Here is a 14,959-nt window from a genome sequence, read left to right as displayed (position 1 = left end):
TATCCGGGTTTGTGGGAACTATCCGGGTTTGGGCGCAAAAGCCGGGCGGCGGGAGCAAAACCTCAGGGCTAGTAGTGTGATGTCTGGGGACTTCTTGGACATGGAGTCCAGGAGGTTTTTGGGCATGATGTCTAGAGGCTTTTTGGACGCGTGCGGCGGTGGAATAGTCCGATGGCTATTTCATTGCACAAGCGTAGAAAGGTCGCTGATTTCGATCCGGTCCGCGACGGCAAAACGATCACACAGTTTTGCAAAGAATTGGGCATCTCGCGTCAGACGTACGCCAACATCAAAGACCGGGTATCTCAAAGGGGCCGATCTGGCATTTTGCCGGATTCGACCGCCCCGAAGAACCCGGCGAGAAAGTTTGATGGCGCCGACAAAATCGCGGTTGTTAACGCTAGACATCATTTGATGGAACAGGGGTTGGATTACGGCCCGTGGTCGATCTATTACTACTTGTTCGATTCCGTCGGTGCTGATCGCACCCCGTCGCGTTCTACCATCGCGTCGTGGCTTCACGAGCTGGGTTTTGTCGATGCCAATGCCCGTAAACGCCCACGCAGCTCGTATAAACGATTCGCCCGCGATTTCGTTGGTGAGCTGTGGCAGATCGACGGGCTGGTCTACCGTCTGTTCGACCATGCGCACACGCACGTGACGATTTACCAGATCATCGACGACGCCAGCAGATTCGATGTAGGTACCAAAGCATTCGCTTTGCCGGAAAACGGTACTGATGCGCGCGCTGCATTAGCCGAGGCATTTGCTGTCTACGGCAAACCCCAAGAGATCCTCTCCGATAACGGCGAGGCGTTCGCCACTTATCACCGTGGACATCTCTCAGCTACTGAAGTGTGGCTCGCCAGCGAAGGTGTTCTTGCTATTGCTGGGTTTGCTCCCACAACCCAAGGAAAAGACGAGCGCTCCCACCGCACGCTGACCCAATTCCTGGACGCACGCCACCCAGCAAGCCTCACCGAGGTCAACAAGTATCTCGCTGAATATCGTCAGGTGTACAACGAGCGACGACGCCACCAATCACTGCTGGTGGGCAAAATGCATATCACCCCACGCCAAGCTTTCGACACCTTCCCCAAGGCAGCACCACCCACGCATCCGCTTGATCCTGAAAATGTTTGGGCCCGTGTGGTCGCTTTCAACCAGGCACACAACTCTCAAGCAGCATTCACAGTGATAAACGGCCCCGAGGAAGCGGCAACTTCACCCGAGGCCAGCACCGATGACGTGGCAGCTCAGCAAGGCTTACCTCCCACCGATACCCCCACATTAACGATGCCGACGACACGATCAACAAACAGCTGGGGCATCCCAGACGAACTCCGAGTAAGCAAAGACGGAGTTGTCCGCGTGCTCGCCCACGGCCTCTACATCGGCCTGAGATTCAAAAATCGTCTGCTCTACACCACGGTCACAGCCGACAACGTCGCCGAGTTCTTCACAGCCCACGACGGTGAATTTCTTTTCAGCGTGCCGCTACCGATCACGCTGAGCCACAGGCCACCCGGCGGGCAAATCAACATCAACCTGGTCGAAGGAATGAAACACCGCCAACCACCACAGCTTCAACCGAACCTGTCCAAGCCACGGCCAAAACGCAGACCACAACGATGATCAGCTAAGCGCGTCCAAAAACCCCACCGACTCCACGTCCAAAAAGTCCTCGGACTCCACGTCCAAGAACTCTATGGACATAACACCTCAGGGCTAGTAGCGGGCTAGTAGCGCCCCGGCTGACCGCCTATGCTGACGGGCATGGCTGTGCACATCTCCATTGACCTGGACAACGCGACGTACACCGACCTTGTTGCGCTGGTGGACGCTGCCCGCGTTGCCGGTGTCGACCCATCTGCGCAACTCGCGCTGGAACACACCACGCTGACCATTGAGGTGGAAGCGTCGAAGTCCGCACCGCAAAACCTCGCGGCCCGCGAACCCGCACGCCAGGACGAGGAGCCGCACCGCCCGCTGCCGCACTTGGGGGACGCGGCGATCCGCTCTGTGGTGGACATCCTCACCGGGCGCCAGGAACCGCCGCGCAGGTAAACGCGGTTGGGATGATCGTCGATAAGCGAAAAGCTCCCTCGAGTAAACTGATCGGCTGTGGATTACCTCTCAACCCGCGACAAGCACGCGACCGCCGAAACCTTCACCGACATCCTGCTCGGGGGCTTAAGCCCCGACGGTGGGTTGTACATGCCGGCGGTATACCCGCAGCTCACAGGGGAGACTCTGAACGCTTGGCGCCAGGTGCTTATCGACGGGGGCTATGCGGCGCTCGCGGCCGAAGTGGTGAAACTCTTTGCCGACGATATCCCGTCGCGCGTAGTCGAGGACCTGACCGCGAAGGCCTACAACACTGACAACTTTGCGCACGAGGAGATCGTGCCGGTGAGCCAGCTGGAGGACGGGCTTTACGTGGCGCACCTGTCGGAGGGGCCGACCGCGGCGTTCAAGGACATGGCGATGCAGCTGCTCGGCGAGCTGTTCGAGTTCGAGCTGACCCGCCGCGGCGAGGAGATCAACATCCTCGGTGCGACCTCGGGAGATACCGGCTCCTCGGCGGAGTACGCAATGCGCGGGCGCGACAACATCCGCGTGTTCATGCTCACCCCGGCTGGGCGCATGACCCCATTCCAGCAGGCGCAGATGTTCGGGCTGGATGACCCGAACATCTTCAACATCGCCCTCGACGGCGTCTTCGACGACTGCCAGGACGTGGTCAAAGAGGTCAACTCGGACGCGGCCTTCAAGTCGAAGTACACCATCGGCGCGGTGAACTCGATCAACTGGGCGCGGTTGTTGGCCCAGGTGGTGTACTACATCTCGAGCTACCTGAAGGTCACCGAGTCGAACGACGAGCGCGTCAGCTTCTGCGTGCCCACCGGCAACTTCGGCGACATTTGCGCAGGCCACGTGGCTAAGCAGATGGGCCTGCCGATCGACCGCCTGATCGTGGCCACGAACGAAAACGACGTGCTGCACGAGTTCTTCCAAACCGGCGAGTACCGCCCGCGCTCGGCCGCGGAGACTGTGGCAACCTCCTCGCCGTCCATGGATATCTCCAAGGCTTCGAACTTTGAGCGCATGCTTTTCGACGCCACGTCGCGCGACGCAGTCCTCACCGCCGAGCTCTTTGGCACGAAGGTGAAGGAAGGCGGCTTCGGCCCGGACGACCTCGGTGGGCAGGGTGAGGAGATTCTCACGCGCATCCGCGACGAGTTCGGCTTCATGTCCGGCAAGTCCACACATGCGGATCGTGTGGCGACCATCAAGGCGACGCACGAGGACAACGGCGTGCTCATCGACCCACACACCGCGGACGGCGTCTTCGTAGCCCGCGGCGTGCGTGACCAGGTAGAGACGCCGATTATCGTGCTAGAGACGGCGCTGCCGGTGAAGTTCGCTGACACCATCGTTGAGGCGCTGGGTGAAGCGCCGGAGATTCCGGAGCGTTTCGCTGGCATCATGGACGCGGATCGCCACGTTGCGGATCTGCCGAACGATGCGGAGGCCGTCAAGGAATTCATCGTCGACGCGATTGAGAACACGGAGGTTTAACCAATGGCACAGGAGCAGTTCGCGGGTCCGGAGCAGTACACCGAGTTCGATCCGGAGAAGTTCATCCGCGACATGAAGATCCAGGCGGAGGAAAAGGGCAAAATCGACGGGCTGCTGCCTGAGGGCAAAGCCGCTGAGACGAAGGACGCCGACGCCGCCGACGAGGACACCGGCGCAGAGACCTCGTCTCAGGTGTCGGAGGCCTCGTCGAAGTCCACTCATTCGGGGGAGTAGGGCCCAGCCCGCCGCTTCGTGCCCGAGCAGGACTACCCCGGTACCTTCCGGGACCGAGACCAGCAGCGTGCCCCGGCGCACGCTGCGCCACACGACACCCCCGCGCACGCTGCGCACGCTGCACACGCTGCGCCACGCAACAGCGCGGGGTGGACGTTCGCCGTCATTGCGGTCGCGCTGCTCGTTGCCGCCGTGGTGTTTGTGGGGCTGCAGACCTCGAAGATTCCCACCGGCACTGTCGAAGACCGGCAGGCTCGCGAGGAGGTGCAGACCCCGCTCGAGGAGCTCGCGCCAGCCGCCGACGGCGAAGGCGTTGAGGGACAGCCGTTCGAGCTGATCAACCAGATCCTTGTGCCGGAGTTCGCAGCATGGGCGCCTGGCACGAAAATCCAGTCCACCGACCACTACCCGCAGGCCGGGGTGGCGTTCACCGCTCAGTCGTGCACCGTGGCGTTCTCATTCTCCGATGTGCACGGCCGCAATTTCGCCGTCACCGCCGGACACTGCGGCAAAGAGGGCGACCTAGTCTTTCCCACGAACGCCGTGTACGCGACCGATTACGCCCAAGAGGCCGGCCGGTTCATCTACTCCGACCTGTACAGCCCCGGCTCCGAGGGCGTGGACGTGGGCATCATCGAGATCACCGATCCCGACCGGTACATGGAAGTCGTCGGGGATCCGATTCCCACCGGCGTGGGCGAGCAGCTGCCCCCGATCGAGCGGGTGTGCAAAACCGGCGGCACCACCGGTTACACCTGCGGCTACTTCGTGGAAACGCAGCGCGTCCAGATCGTCGATACCGACGTAGACGATGAGCGTCCCACCTTCGGCGACATTGCGGCGGTGTGCGCCGCGTCCGGCGATTCCGGCGGGCCTGTGTTCACCCAAGTCAATGGCCGCGCCGTCGTCATCGGCGTGGTTTCAGGTACAGAGGCCGGCCGCACGGGCGAGGAGTGCTGGGAGGGCATGGAGAACCCGAAGATGATGAGCTACTCAAACGTCGAGCAGCTCATGAGCGTGGTGACCAAGGTCGTTCCAGAACCCGCGTTCACCACCCAGACCTGGTGAGCGCTACATGCCCCACATCTGCTTGAACGCTTCTCCGGTGGGGTAGCGGTCCTCGATCAAGCTCTCGCCTTTTACCTCGTGGCGGGCGATGATCTCGTCGTCGGTGTACGCCGTAAACAGCATCCGGTCCACGCCTTGCGGGAACTTCTCTTTCTTCCATTCCTCTGCCATGGCGTCAGCTTGATCGTCGCTCACCGGGTTCGCCCAGGTGTAGGCCAGCTCCACGCCGGTGCCCCAGAAGTTGATGAAGGTGACGGCATCCGCACCTTCTTCGTACGCCAGCGTCAGGGCGGTCAGGATGGATTGCTCGGGGACCGACTTAAAGCAAAAATCCCAGAAGTGGATCTTCATGTTGTCGTCGGTAGCAAGGGTGACGGTGTCCAGGCAGTTCTGCTCCAGAAGCCGAGACAGGTGACCCGCAAGCTCGGCGCGGGAAGGCTCCGCGACCAAGGTGCCGTCGGCAATAGTGCCCCGCAGCATCACACCGGCCTCGCCCACAGCGGTCTCTGCATTCTGAATGAGGTGGCCGCGAACGCTCGCGCGCACGTTCGCCTCCTCGCGCGGAGCCGGGTTCCATGCCTGCTGCGGGTCGGGCGGCTGTACCTCAGACAGCTTTGCATCGGCCCGGTAGCTGGCCAGCATCGCCACCATCACTACCAGCGCAATCACTATCGCCCCGTAGCCGATGACAAACACGGGCAACGGCATGCGTTGCACCAGCGTGCGGCGCTCGGAGCGAGCGGATTCCGCCGCTGGGGACGTTGCCTCGGCAGGGGAGTGGACGGTGCTCATAACGGCTGAGAGTCTACACTCGGGGCCGTACGAATCCCGGTAGTTCACCCCGGCAGAAAGGACTCGGCGTGCCCATCCCCGAATTCATCGTGGAAACCCGCAAGAAAATCGGCCACGACATGATGTGGATGCCCGCCATCTGCGCCGTGGTCCTGCGCGATCCCACTGATCCCACCGCCAACTCCGCCTGGGCGGTACCGGAGGTGCTGCTGGTCAAGCGCGCCGACAACGGCGAGTGGACGCCGATCACCGGCATCGCGGACCCCAACGAGGAGCCGCACGATTGCGCCGTGCGCGAGGTGGAGGAGGAGACCGGCATCCGCACTCGCCCGGCCGGCATCCTCGGTGTAGGCGCGACCGGCTTCATCACCCACGCCAACGGCGATAACGCCTGCTACATGTCCACCCAGCTGCGCATGGAGCCGGAGGACCCGTCTGCGGAGCCGGTGGTCGGCGACGACGAGTCGAGCGAGGTCGGCTGGTTCCCCATCTCCCAGATGCCCGTGACCAACCCGAAGTGGCGCCTCGCAATCGCCGACGCCGCCGCCCACCGCCGCCACCCCGAGCGCTTCACCCCGCGCATGGGCCTGTCCAAGCGCTAAGTCAACGATGCGACTCGGCGTCGATGTCTCCGAGCACCAGCCAAGCTTCGACTTCACCGGCTTCGACTTCGCCATCCTGCGCACCACCGACGGCACCTACCAGGACCGGGCGTTCACCGAGCACCTCGCCCGCGCCCGCAGCGCCGGCATCACCGACATCGCCACCTACCACTACCTGCGCGCACCGTCCGAAGGCACCACCATCACCGAGCAGGTCGAGGCCGCACACTCAGCAGTCGGGGAGTTGCGGTTGCCAGTTTGGCTCGACGTCGAGTCCCCACAGGGGCTTTCGCTTATCGACGTCTCGTCAGCGCACTCCCTCTTCACCCAACGCGGCTTCGAGGTAGCGGGGATCTACACCACGGCGAACTACTGGCGTCGTCACATGCGGATCGCCGACGTGCGCCAGTTCGGGGCACTGTGGCTTGCCGATTGGCGCGACAATCCGCGCGTTGACGCACCCATCGCGATACCCGAGGGCCTGTACGATCCCGCCAGCTGGCCGCGTCCCTTCGGCTTTCCAGAACCCGCGATTTGGCAGTTCACCTCACGTGGTCGGGTTTCTGGCCCCAACGGGCCGTTCGACGTGGATCTGAACCTCGCGCGCTAGGCCTCCGACGGTTGGGGGGTCGGGGGCTTGGTTCCGGGAAACCACCAGGTGGCGCGCCCGGTTAGCCGAAGCGCGGCAGGCACAACGATCATGCGCACGATGGTCGCGTCCAGGGCGATACCGACGGCGAGGCCGAAGCCGAGCTGCTGGATCGGAACGACGCCCGTGAACGCGAACGCGCCGAAGACGACCACCATTAGTAGCGCTGCACCGGTGATGAGCGGGGCGGTGGCAGTGAGCCCTTTGGCGATCGCGGACGTGTTGTCTCCGGTGCGCAGGTATTCCTCCCGGACGCGAGAGATGAGGAATACCTGGTAGTCCGTGGCGAGGCTGAACAGCAGCGCCAGCAGCAACACGGGCACGAAGTTCTGCACGTATCCCAAGACCTGGAACCCGAGGAGGTCCGCGAGGAAGCCGTGCTGGAATACCAACACCATGAGCCCGTAGGTCGCGCCGACGCTGAGCAGGTTCACGCCGATTGCAACCAGCGGGATCACGATCGACCGGAACGTGACCATCAGGAGCACGAAGATGACCACGAGCATCAGCGCGACCACCCACGGCAGCGCGTTGGCGATCTCGGCGTTACTGACCACACCCTGCGCGGTCTCACCGCCGACCGCCCAGGTGATGCCCGAGAATTCCGTGTGTTCAAGGGTATTGTTCACCTGCTCCAACGCGGCGCGGGTCGCGTCGCTGGCGGCCCAGTCGTCGACCTCGACCTCTACGAGCATTTTCGTTCGATCGGAGGACAGGAAGACTCCGAGCTGTTGCACCAGCTCTTCTGGGAGTGCGTCCATGACGGGAGTACCGAGTGCGGCGAAAGGGTCTTGCGGCGAGACCTCGGTAAGCACGTTCAACGGGGAGCGCACCCGGTCGACGTGCTCGATGCGTTCAAACTCCTCGATCAGGCTGGTCACTTCCTTAAAATCGAGGTCGGTGAAATCACCGTCGTCTGCGCTCAGCAGTACCTGGATCGGGGCGGTCGATCCGATAGAGAACTGCTCGGCGACGACATCGTAGCCTTGCCGTGACGGGGCCTCGGTGTTCACGATCCGCGCATCGGGGGTGAACGTCGTGAGCTGTACTGCCGGGATCGCGAGTAACCCGAGCCCCAAAGCACCGAATATGAGCGAGGCGATGGGGCGGTTCACTACCAGGCGGGCGCTGCCCGAGATCGCCGATTCAGACGCCTCAACCCGCGCCTTGCGGCCAGGGATGCGCACACGGCCCCAGTTGACGTTCCCGCCAAGTAACTGCAACATCGCGGGCGCGACGGTGACGCTAACCAGCAGGGAGAACAGCACCACTACGATTACGCCGAGCGCAAGGGACCGGATGATCGCGAGATCAACCAGGAACAGCGCTGCCATGGCCGCAGCGATCGTCAGACCCGACGCGATGACCGTGTGCCCCGACGTGCGTCTGGCGACCTCCAGCGCTTCGTCCGGGGAGCGCCCGGCCGTCAGCTCTCGTTGATAGCGGCGCACCACGAACAGCGTGTAGTCCACGCACACCCCGAGCCCGAGCATCGTTACCGCGTTCAACGTGAACGAGGACAGTTCGACGAATTGCCCGATCAGGTTCACCGTGCCCAGCGACAGCACGATCGCGATCCCGGTCGAGAGCATCGACACCACGACCGCCGCGACACTTCGGTACAGGAACAGCAGCACCAAGATGATCAACGGCAATGCGATCAGTTCCGCCATCACCAGCCCCGACAAGGAGTCGGCGTTGATCTGCCCCCAGAACGCATCCGGGCTCACTAGTCGCGCCTCGAGCCCAGACCCCTCCAGCTCGGCATCCAACTGCGTCTGTAGATCGCCCAGCACAGTGGTCGCTTCAGTGACCAGCAGATCGCTGCCGATGATCGTCAGCACCGTGCGGGAATCTTCGCCGATGTAGTTCGCCGCGATGGCTGGGCCGCTTAACCAGCCCACCGACGAGGTCACCTCCAGTGCGGGATCCGTGGTGACCCGTTCGATGACCGGTTGCACCCGCTCGTTGAACTCCGGATCGCCCACCTCGTGCCGGGTATCGGTCACCGCGAGGGTCACATTGGTGCGGCCACGCCCCTCGAACCCCTCGGACAGACCCTCGGTGACTATGGCAGGGCCTGAGCCTGCCACCGTCCATCCGCCCTCCTTTAGCGTCTGCCCAATCTGCATCACTCCAAACATCGACAGCCCCGACAACACGAAAGCCACGGCGAGTGTCACCACTGCTCCCCAGTGTCGGTTCACCGATTGCTTGGACGTTTCCATCCCCTCAGCACGAGACATCATTTTTCGTTTCCCCTCTCACCCCGACCTCAGACCGCGGCACATTGGTAATCAATTAGCGAGTACCCGCTAAGTTGCGAATGTAGCATAACTTAGCGACTACTCGATATGATGAGAGAATGGCACGCTCCACAGCGCAGGCACGACGCAACGAGGTCGTCGAGGCAGCGATCCACCTATTCGCCCACTCCGGGTACCACGGCACGAAAACCTCGGCGATCGCCGAAGCTGTAGGTGTCTCGCAGCCCTACTTGTTCCAGCTCTACCCCACAAAGAAAGCGATGTTCATCGCGGCATGGGAAGCGGCCTGCGACCGCATCATCGCGACTCTGACGGCTGCCGTCGAGAACACTCCAGCAGAAGAACGTCTCGCTGTACTCGCCACCAGCTACGACGACCTCGTCGCAGAAGACCGTGACTTGCTCACGATCCAGGTCCATGCCTGGGCTGCCGCCACCTCTGACGATGAGATCGCTTCCGCGACCAGAAACGGGGTTGAACGCCTACGCGACTTGGCTATCGAACACCTCGGCGTGAACCGTGACCAGGCCACCCAAATGATCGCGGTTATGGCGTTCTACAACATCAATGCCAGCATCAACCTCGACAACGCCGAAGAATGTTCAGTCGCTCACCTGCTCGGCGATGCCATGAAGTAACACCGTCTAGGCTCACCATGCGCTCTCGAAGTTCACCTCGGGCGCTCAGACTTCTTAAGGTGTTTTCCGGCGCAGGCTCGCTGCGCCGAGCGCGACGAATGCCGCGCAGAATCCAGAAAGAATGGCGATATCAGTTGCCAGATCGCCTTTGGGAAACGCAGACGGGGTAGGTGCGGTGCTTAACGCGAGCATCGCGTCGACGACGTAGCTGATCGGCATGGCGTGTGAGAGCAACTCGAGGGCATGCGGCATTTCTTCCCGGGGCACGATAACGCCACAGAGCAGGAATTGGGGAACGATCGCAGCGGGGACGAATTGCATAACCTGGAACTCCGTACGGGCAAAAGCAGACGCCAACAATCCTGCGGTGGTGCCAGTAAGCGCGCTGAGCAAAGCAACCACAACGAACGCAGCGAGTGACCCCTCGATACCTAAGTCGAGTAGCCGGGTGCAGACAACGACGGTGATTAGTGTCTGCGCAACCGCAACCAGGCTGAAGGTCAGTGTGTAACCGACGATGATGTCGATCCGGCGCACCGGCATTGTGAGCGCTCGTTCCAGTGTTCCGGAACTGCGCTCGCGAAGCGTGGTCACGGATGCGACAAGGAACATTACGAGGAACGGAAACACCCCGAGGACTGCGTGCGCGATGCGGTCAAATAATCCGGTATTGCTCAAGATCCAATACAGCAGAGACATTAAGACAGCTGGCAACACGAAAATGAGTGCGAGAGTTCGTGGGTCCCGTCGCAACTGGTTGCCGACCCGCTTGGCCACAGCAAAACTTGCCCTCATTTGGTCATCGCCTCCACGAATGCCGCTTCAAGCGTTGCTGCACCGGTTTCGCGTTTGATGGTTTCCGCGTGCGTGTGGCTCACCTTGCCGTCGCGAATGAACAACACGTTTTCGCAGTGCTCGGCTTCATCCAGGATGTGGCTCGAGATAATCAGCGTGGTGCCCTTGTGGGCCAGCTCCTTGAACAGGTCCCACATCTGGGTTCGCAGGATGGGGTCGAGGCCGACCGTTGGCTCGTCAAGGACGACAAGTTCCGGATCTGGCAGTAGGGCAACCGCAAGACTTACGCGGCTGCGTTGACCACCGCTGAGCTTGCGCACCGGCTCGTCGATCTTGGCGGTCAGATCGAGCTGGCCGACCACTTCGTCGATTCGGTTGCGGCGAAGCCCGTAAATGTCTGCAACATAGCTAAGGTTCTCTCGCACGGAGAGTTCGTCGAACACGCTAGCTTGCTGGGTTGCGTACGTGACCTTGGTGCGCAGTTGGCGATGACCTGCGGGCAGTCCAAGCACGTGCACAGTGCCGTCGACACGCGCCTGCGTGCCCACGATCATGCGCATCAACGTGGTCTTGCCTGATCCTGAAGGGCCGACAAGCGCGGTTATCGAACCTTGGGGCAAGGTGAAGGAAACAGGCTGAAGGATTCGGGCTCGCGCGTTCCGCATAGCAACTGCGGGAGTATCCGGGTCTGGTTTCATAGCGAAAGTGTCACCGTTCGCCAGCTAGTGTGTCCAGCATGGTGAATAAACGCCGCGGTCGCCCGAGCGAACCATCGAGACGTCGAGAGCTCATCCTTCATGCAGCTAGGATGCAGTTTCTCCAGAATGGATACGCGGGCACGACGCTTCGAGGAATCGCGGCTGAAGCCGACGTGGATCACGCTTTGGTGAATTATTACTTCGGTAGCAAAGATGCGTTGTTTTGCGAAGCGGTGCTCGATGGGTTGAGCGCGTCCGCGATATTGCGCTCAGTAAGTTCGGTTCCGGAACTCCCGCCTGGCCAGTTCCCTCAGCTGCTTGCCCGCACGTTCGTTACCTATTGCGAATCGTCTCCCTTTCAAGAGCGAGTACTGCCAGCGTTTCGATACGCAATGAAAGACGACGACACCAGGGCAATCGTATCCGGCTACTTCGAGCGTGAAATTCTTGCCGGCGCCGAAGAACTCCTTCTCGGATTGCGGGCACAGCATCCGGGCCACCCTCGGCTGAGTACAGCCGACGCGGTAGTGCAGAACTCGATTGTCCTGCTGGGGGCTCTGATGTCCCGTTATGTACTGCAGGTGCAGCCCCACGCGTCAATGACACCCGATCAATTCGCTTCAATGTTGGAACGCCTTATCAGGGTGTCGCTCCTGTGATTGCCCTGGGGTGAGAGCGAAACCCTCGCCCACAGGCTCCGGATCACTGGTTCTTTTCGGGATCCGTGAAACCAGATGGTTCGTCGGATTCGTAGTCGCTTTCAGGACGTGCCCAGTCGTTAGAACCTTTGTCCTGCTGGTTCGTTTGGGTCCAGCTCGTTGAGCCCGAGCCAGGCCACTGCTGGTTCCAGCCACCGGCGTTCTGCTGGTTCGGCTGCTGCCACGGGTTCGGAGACTGCTGCGGAGCAGCAGGGTTGAACGGTGCCTGGTTCACGGGTGCTCCGGCAGCATCGTTTTGACCCTGGTTGGCAGCTGCCGATGCCCGTGCCTTGTTCACCTGTGCCTCGAGCTTGTCCTTACCCATCACGAGAAGGGCAATGGATAGCGCCAGGGTGACAAGGGAGATCAGCAGCCACAGCCACCATCCGGCACCGAGCTTGACGATGACGTCCTCTTCATTCTGCCTTGCCGCTATCGCAGCGATGATGACCGCAAGAAGTTGAATCGCGCCGGCGGCGATCCCGAGTATTGACGCAAGCTTCCATTTCTTGACCACGCCGAAATAGACCGCGACGCCGTAAAGAACCAGAAGGAGCAACGTCGTAAACACCATGAAGCCTGAGCCTGCCTCAGCGTTGAGCTCCTCAAGCAGACCCTGAGTCACAAAATTATCTGCGAACTTGCCGTAACCCGAGCTCTGCAGATCGAACCGGCCCCACCAATTCAAACCAACGTGAAAACTGCCGTATCCGAATAGGTCGCCACCCACATTGGCCACGGAAAGGAAGCTCGCGATGAAGGTGATTAGGAGCTGGAAGGCGTACACCCATGTCGGCCACTCGGGCAGATTGCGTGGAGCTCGCGGTGTTGCCGGAGCAGCCGGCGCCCCTTGGTTCCACTGCTGCGGCCCAGGCTGCCCCCACTGTTGCTGAGGCTGGCCGGGCTGCCCGCCCCATTGCGGAGCGCCCATCGGTTGGCCGTAGTTCGGTTGCCCACCCCACTGCTGACCACCCATCGGCTGCCCGTACTGTGGCTGCCCACCCCACTGCTGCTGAGGTTGTCCGAGCTGGCCACCCCATTGCTGACCACCCGCGGGCTGGCCGTACGCCTGCGGCCCACCCCACTGCTGTGCATTGGGTTGCTGCGAGGCCCACGGCTGGTAGCCGGACGAATCACCATCGCCGCTCGCCGAGTGCGTGGATCCAGAATCGTAGCTGTTGCCTGGGTCGTACGAGTGGCCGTCATCTGGACGGTCGTCGGGCTTCGGTGCGCCTGGGGTAGTCATGGTTGCCTCCGCGTGATCGAGCGTATTGGCTGAATTGTATAATGAACCATAACTCCTCGCAGGGTATAGAGCTTTTCGCTTATCGACGACTCGTTGACCGCGCAGGTAATGGAAAAGGGGGATTCGTCAACTGCTGTATTGTGTTGGGTAGTACAAACTGTACTATCTCAATAGGTACAACTGTGATGGTTCCCGTAGTACAAGAGGGAGGGGCCGACATGCACGTCATCACGATTAGCCCTGACGCGAGCGTTCCCGTTTTCCAGCAGATTCACGACGCGATTGTGCACGCGATAGCGACGGGGGAGCTCAGGACTGGGGACTACCTCGACTCGGTCCGCCGGGTGGCAAAGGAGTTTGGTATCAACCCCGCGACCGTGCAAAAAGCGTACGACCTGCTTCGACAGGAGGGGCTCATCGAGAGTGCTTCGCGCTCTGGAAGTCGCATCGCCGCGCCACCTGCGCAGGAACCCGACATTGGTTCACTTCGCCCCGCCCTTGCGCTCGCTGTAGCCCAGGGCACCGCGCCGAAAGAGCTCAAAACGCTACTGGATGACGAGCTAGGCCGCTTCATTGAAAGGATGCGATAGAAGTGAATCTTATGGTCTTCGCCATACTGGTCGCGGCGACCACAGCAATCATTGCACTCGCGCTCGCACTGTTGCCTACTCTCTCACCCAATGGAGTGGTGTTGGGTGTGCGGGTTCCCGCGAACCAGGCTGACAATCCTGCGGTCCGCTCCGCGCTTGCTGGCTACCGGAGGGCGATGATCACTGTCGGCGTGATCGCGACATGTGTGGCCTTCGTGGGGTCTGCGTACCCTCCCACTGCGATCGCAGTTCCGGCCGGGTTGTTGTTCGGATTTGCGGCTGCGTACTCCACCCAGCGTCAACACCTACTCCGAGCGAAAGAGGACCAGGGATGGTTCGACGGGCTCCATACCGCCGTCAGCGGACGAGTGGCGCGAACCCAGCAGGAACCATGCCCGGTGTTGGCGTGGGCATTGGTGCTGTGCTCGACCGCTGTCACTGGGCTGAGCGCGCTCTTAGTTGCCTCACGCTGGGACGAGATCCCTGCGGAGTTTCCCACCCACTATGGTCCGTCGTTTGAACCGGATGCGTGGGCCGCTAAATCTGTTGCATCAGTGTTCTCCCTTTCGTTGGTGAATGTCGCGGTGATAGCTCTGCTCGCATTTTTCGCCTGGTTGATCACCTCGGGCCGGGTATCAAGGCGAGCGGATCGCACCGAAGACGGACTCCGCCGCGATATTGAGGCGCAGCACGTGGGGTTGCGCGCCGCGGCTGTGCTCACGTTCGTCGTCGTGACTGGCCTTGCTGCACTCCAGGTCGTCATGCCGCTCCCGCAGTTCCATGACCTTTTGGCCCCGGTGACCGTGGCAATGTTGACGCTCACAACCGTGTGTGTGATTGGCCTTGTGGCAAGCCTCGTTAGGGTGCGGGTCAGCAGCCGACAGCACGCGTTCGCAACTGGCGATGTCGAAAGCCCCGACAACGATGAGCACTACAAATGGGGAATGTTTTATTACAACCCGGACGACCCGGCGGTGATCGTCGACAAGCGAACTGGCGTCGGGGTCGATTTCAATTACGCAACCTGGCAGGGCCAAGCATTTCTCGCTGTAACGCTGGCAACGCTAGTGGGCGGCCTCGTGTTCGCCTTCGCATTGTAA

16 protein-coding genes are annotated in these 14,959 nt (G+C 61.5%); 11 read left to right on the top strand and 5 right to left on the bottom strand.

What is annotated here, in order from left to right; genetic code table 11:
* Positions 1-171 precede the first annotated feature (171 nt).
* The 5 genes from CGLAUT_RS08595 (at position 172) to CGLAUT_RS08575 (ending at position 4,884) form a co-directional block, all read left to right on the top strand.
* Positions 172-1,635, top strand: a complete 1,464-nt coding sequence (locus CGLAUT_RS08595; RefSeq protein ID WP_290184422.1) for an integrase core domain-containing protein — start codon at positions 172-174, stop codon at positions 1,633-1,635.
* 141 nt (positions 1,636-1,776) lie between these two features.
* On the top strand, positions 1,777-2,067 hold the full coding sequence (locus CGLAUT_RS08590) for a hypothetical protein (RefSeq protein WP_290184632.1): 291 nt from the start codon (positions 1,777-1,779) through the stop codon (positions 2,065-2,067).
* 57 nt (positions 2,068-2,124) lie between these two features.
* On the top strand, positions 2,125-3,582 hold the full coding sequence (thrC, locus tag CGLAUT_RS08585; RefSeq protein WP_290184624.1) for a threonine synthase: 1,458 nt from the start codon (positions 2,125-2,127) through the stop codon (positions 3,580-3,582).
* 3 nt (positions 3,583-3,585) lie between these two features.
* Positions 3,586-3,816 carry a hypothetical protein gene (locus CGLAUT_RS08580; RefSeq protein WP_290187167.1) on the top strand — a complete coding sequence of 77 codons (231 nt, stop codon included), beginning with the start codon at positions 3,586-3,588 and terminating at the stop codon, positions 3,814-3,816.
* 18 nt (positions 3,817-3,834) lie between these two features.
* Positions 3,835-4,884 (top strand): trypsin-like serine protease, encoded by a 1,050-nt coding sequence (locus CGLAUT_RS08575; protein ID WP_290184623.1) that lies wholly within the window; start codon positions 3,835-3,837, stop codon positions 4,882-4,884.
* A gap of 3 nt (positions 4,885-4,887) precedes the next feature.
* Here the strand turns inward: CGLAUT_RS08575 and CGLAUT_RS08570 are convergent, their stop codons facing one another.
* The gene (locus tag CGLAUT_RS08570; protein ID WP_290184621.1) at positions 4,888-5,676 is read right to left on the bottom strand and encodes a hypothetical protein; all 789 of its coding nucleotides are present in this window, start codon (positions 5,674-5,676) and stop codon (positions 4,888-4,890) included.
* Between the two features lie 68 nt (positions 5,677-5,744).
* On the opposite strand from CGLAUT_RS08570, the gene CGLAUT_RS08565 reads away from it, so the two are divergent.
* A complete protein-coding gene (locus tag CGLAUT_RS08565) occupies positions 5,745-6,278 on the top strand; it encodes an NUDIX hydrolase (RefSeq protein WP_290184620.1) in 534 nt (177 codons plus the stop codon).
* Between the two features lie 7 nt (positions 6,279-6,285).
* Positions 6,286-6,888, top strand: a complete 603-nt coding sequence (locus CGLAUT_RS08560; protein ID WP_290184619.1) for a glycoside hydrolase family 25 protein — start codon at positions 6,286-6,288, stop codon at positions 6,886-6,888.
* Here CGLAUT_RS08560 and CGLAUT_RS08555 read toward each other — a convergent pair.
* A complete protein-coding gene (locus CGLAUT_RS08555; RefSeq protein WP_290184617.1) occupies positions 6,885-9,098 on the bottom strand; it encodes an MMPL family transporter in 2,214 nt (737 codons plus the stop codon). The genes CGLAUT_RS08560 and CGLAUT_RS08555 overlap by 4 nt on opposite strands.
* A 194-nt stretch (positions 9,099-9,292) precedes the next feature.
* Between CGLAUT_RS08555 and CGLAUT_RS08550 the strand changes: the two genes are divergently transcribed.
* Positions 9,293-9,832: a TetR/AcrR family transcriptional regulator gene (locus CGLAUT_RS08550; RefSeq protein WP_095660352.1), complete on the top strand. Its 540-nt coding sequence runs from the start codon at positions 9,293-9,295 to the stop codon at positions 9,830-9,832.
* 54 nt (positions 9,833-9,886) lie between these two features.
* Here CGLAUT_RS08550 and CGLAUT_RS08545 read toward each other — a convergent pair whose 3' ends face one another.
* Both CGLAUT_RS08545 and CGLAUT_RS08540 read right to left on the bottom strand, forming a co-directional pair.
* Entirely contained in the window at positions 9,887-10,627 is a 741-nt protein-coding gene (locus CGLAUT_RS08545; protein WP_290184614.1) for an ABC transporter permease, read from the bottom strand.
* Positions 10,624-11,325, bottom strand: a complete 702-nt coding sequence (locus CGLAUT_RS08540; protein ID WP_290184612.1) for an ABC transporter ATP-binding protein — start codon at positions 11,323-11,325, stop codon at positions 10,624-10,626. Before CGLAUT_RS08540 ends, CGLAUT_RS08545 begins: the two co-directional genes overlap by 4 nt.
* Positions 11,326-11,363: 38 nt before the next feature.
* On the opposite strand from CGLAUT_RS08540, the gene CGLAUT_RS08535 reads away from it, so the two are divergent.
* Positions 11,364-11,984, top strand: a complete 621-nt coding sequence (locus CGLAUT_RS08535) for a TetR/AcrR family transcriptional regulator (RefSeq protein WP_343898710.1) — start codon at positions 11,364-11,366, stop codon at positions 11,982-11,984.
* A 43-nt stretch (positions 11,985-12,027) separates the two neighbouring features.
* Here CGLAUT_RS08535 and CGLAUT_RS12230 read toward each other — a convergent pair whose 3' ends face one another.
* Positions 12,028-13,269: a hypothetical protein gene (locus CGLAUT_RS12230; protein WP_425551722.1), complete on the bottom strand. Its 1,242-nt coding sequence runs from the start codon at positions 13,267-13,269 to the stop codon at positions 12,028-12,030.
* Positions 13,270-13,487: 218 nt separating this feature from the next.
* On the opposite strand from CGLAUT_RS12230, the gene CGLAUT_RS08525 reads away from it, so the two are divergent.
* Together CGLAUT_RS08525 and CGLAUT_RS08520 are read left to right on the top strand one after the other, a co-directional pair.
* A complete protein-coding gene (locus CGLAUT_RS08525) occupies positions 13,488-13,859 on the top strand; it encodes a GntR family transcriptional regulator (protein ID WP_290184610.1) in 372 nt (123 codons plus the stop codon).
* Between the two features lie 11 nt (positions 13,860-13,870).
* A complete protein-coding gene (locus tag CGLAUT_RS08520) occupies positions 13,871-14,959 on the top strand; it encodes a DUF5808 domain-containing protein (protein ID WP_290187110.1) in 1,089 nt (362 codons plus the stop codon).

The sequence above is a fragment of the Corynebacterium glaucum genome, assembly GCF_030408855.1.
Classification (GTDB): domain Bacteria; phylum Actinomycetota; class Actinomycetes; order Mycobacteriales; family Mycobacteriaceae; genus Corynebacterium; species Corynebacterium glaucum.
The sequence above is the reverse complement of the archived record's forward strand: the minus strand, read 5'-3'. Positions and strand labels throughout refer to the sequence as shown.

Coding starts and splice junctions, on each gene's coding strand:
- CGLAUT_RS08570 (WP_290184621.1), bottom strand. CDS start 5,676: ATGAGCACCGTCCACTCCCCTGCCGAGGCAACGTCCCCAGCGGCGGAA.
- CGLAUT_RS12230 (WP_425551722.1), bottom strand. CDS start 13,269: ATGACTACCCCAGGCGCACCGAAGCCCGACGACCGTCCAGATGACGGC.
- CGLAUT_RS08545 (WP_290184614.1), bottom strand. CDS start 10,627: ATGAGGGCAAGTTTTGCTGTGGCCAAGCGGGTCGGCAACCAGTTGCGA.
- CGLAUT_RS08535 (WP_343898710.1), top strand. CDS start 11,364: ATGGTGAATAAACGCCGCGGTCGCCCGAGCGAACCATCGAGACGTCGA.
- CGLAUT_RS08595 (WP_290184422.1), top strand. CDS start 172: ATGGCTATTTCATTGCACAAGCGTAGAAAGGTCGCTGATTTCGATCCG.
- CGLAUT_RS08580 (WP_290187167.1), top strand. CDS start 3,586: ATGGCACAGGAGCAGTTCGCGGGTCCGGAGCAGTACACCGAGTTCGAT.
- CGLAUT_RS08560 (WP_290184619.1), top strand. CDS start 6,286: ATGCGACTCGGCGTCGATGTCTCCGAGCACCAGCCAAGCTTCGACTTC.
- CGLAUT_RS08590 (WP_290184632.1), top strand. CDS start 1,777: ATGGCTGTGCACATCTCCATTGACCTGGACAACGCGACGTACACCGAC.
- CGLAUT_RS08525 (WP_290184610.1), top strand. CDS start 13,488: ATGCACGTCATCACGATTAGCCCTGACGCGAGCGTTCCCGTTTTCCAG.
- CGLAUT_RS08540 (WP_290184612.1), bottom strand. CDS start 11,325: ATGAAACCAGACCCGGATACTCCCGCAGTTGCTATGCGGAACGCGCGA.
- CGLAUT_RS08550 (WP_095660352.1), top strand. CDS start 9,293: ATGGCACGCTCCACAGCGCAGGCACGACGCAACGAGGTCGTCGAGGCA.
- CGLAUT_RS08520 (WP_290187110.1), top strand. CDS start 13,871: ATGGTCTTCGCCATACTGGTCGCGGCGACCACAGCAATCATTGCACTC.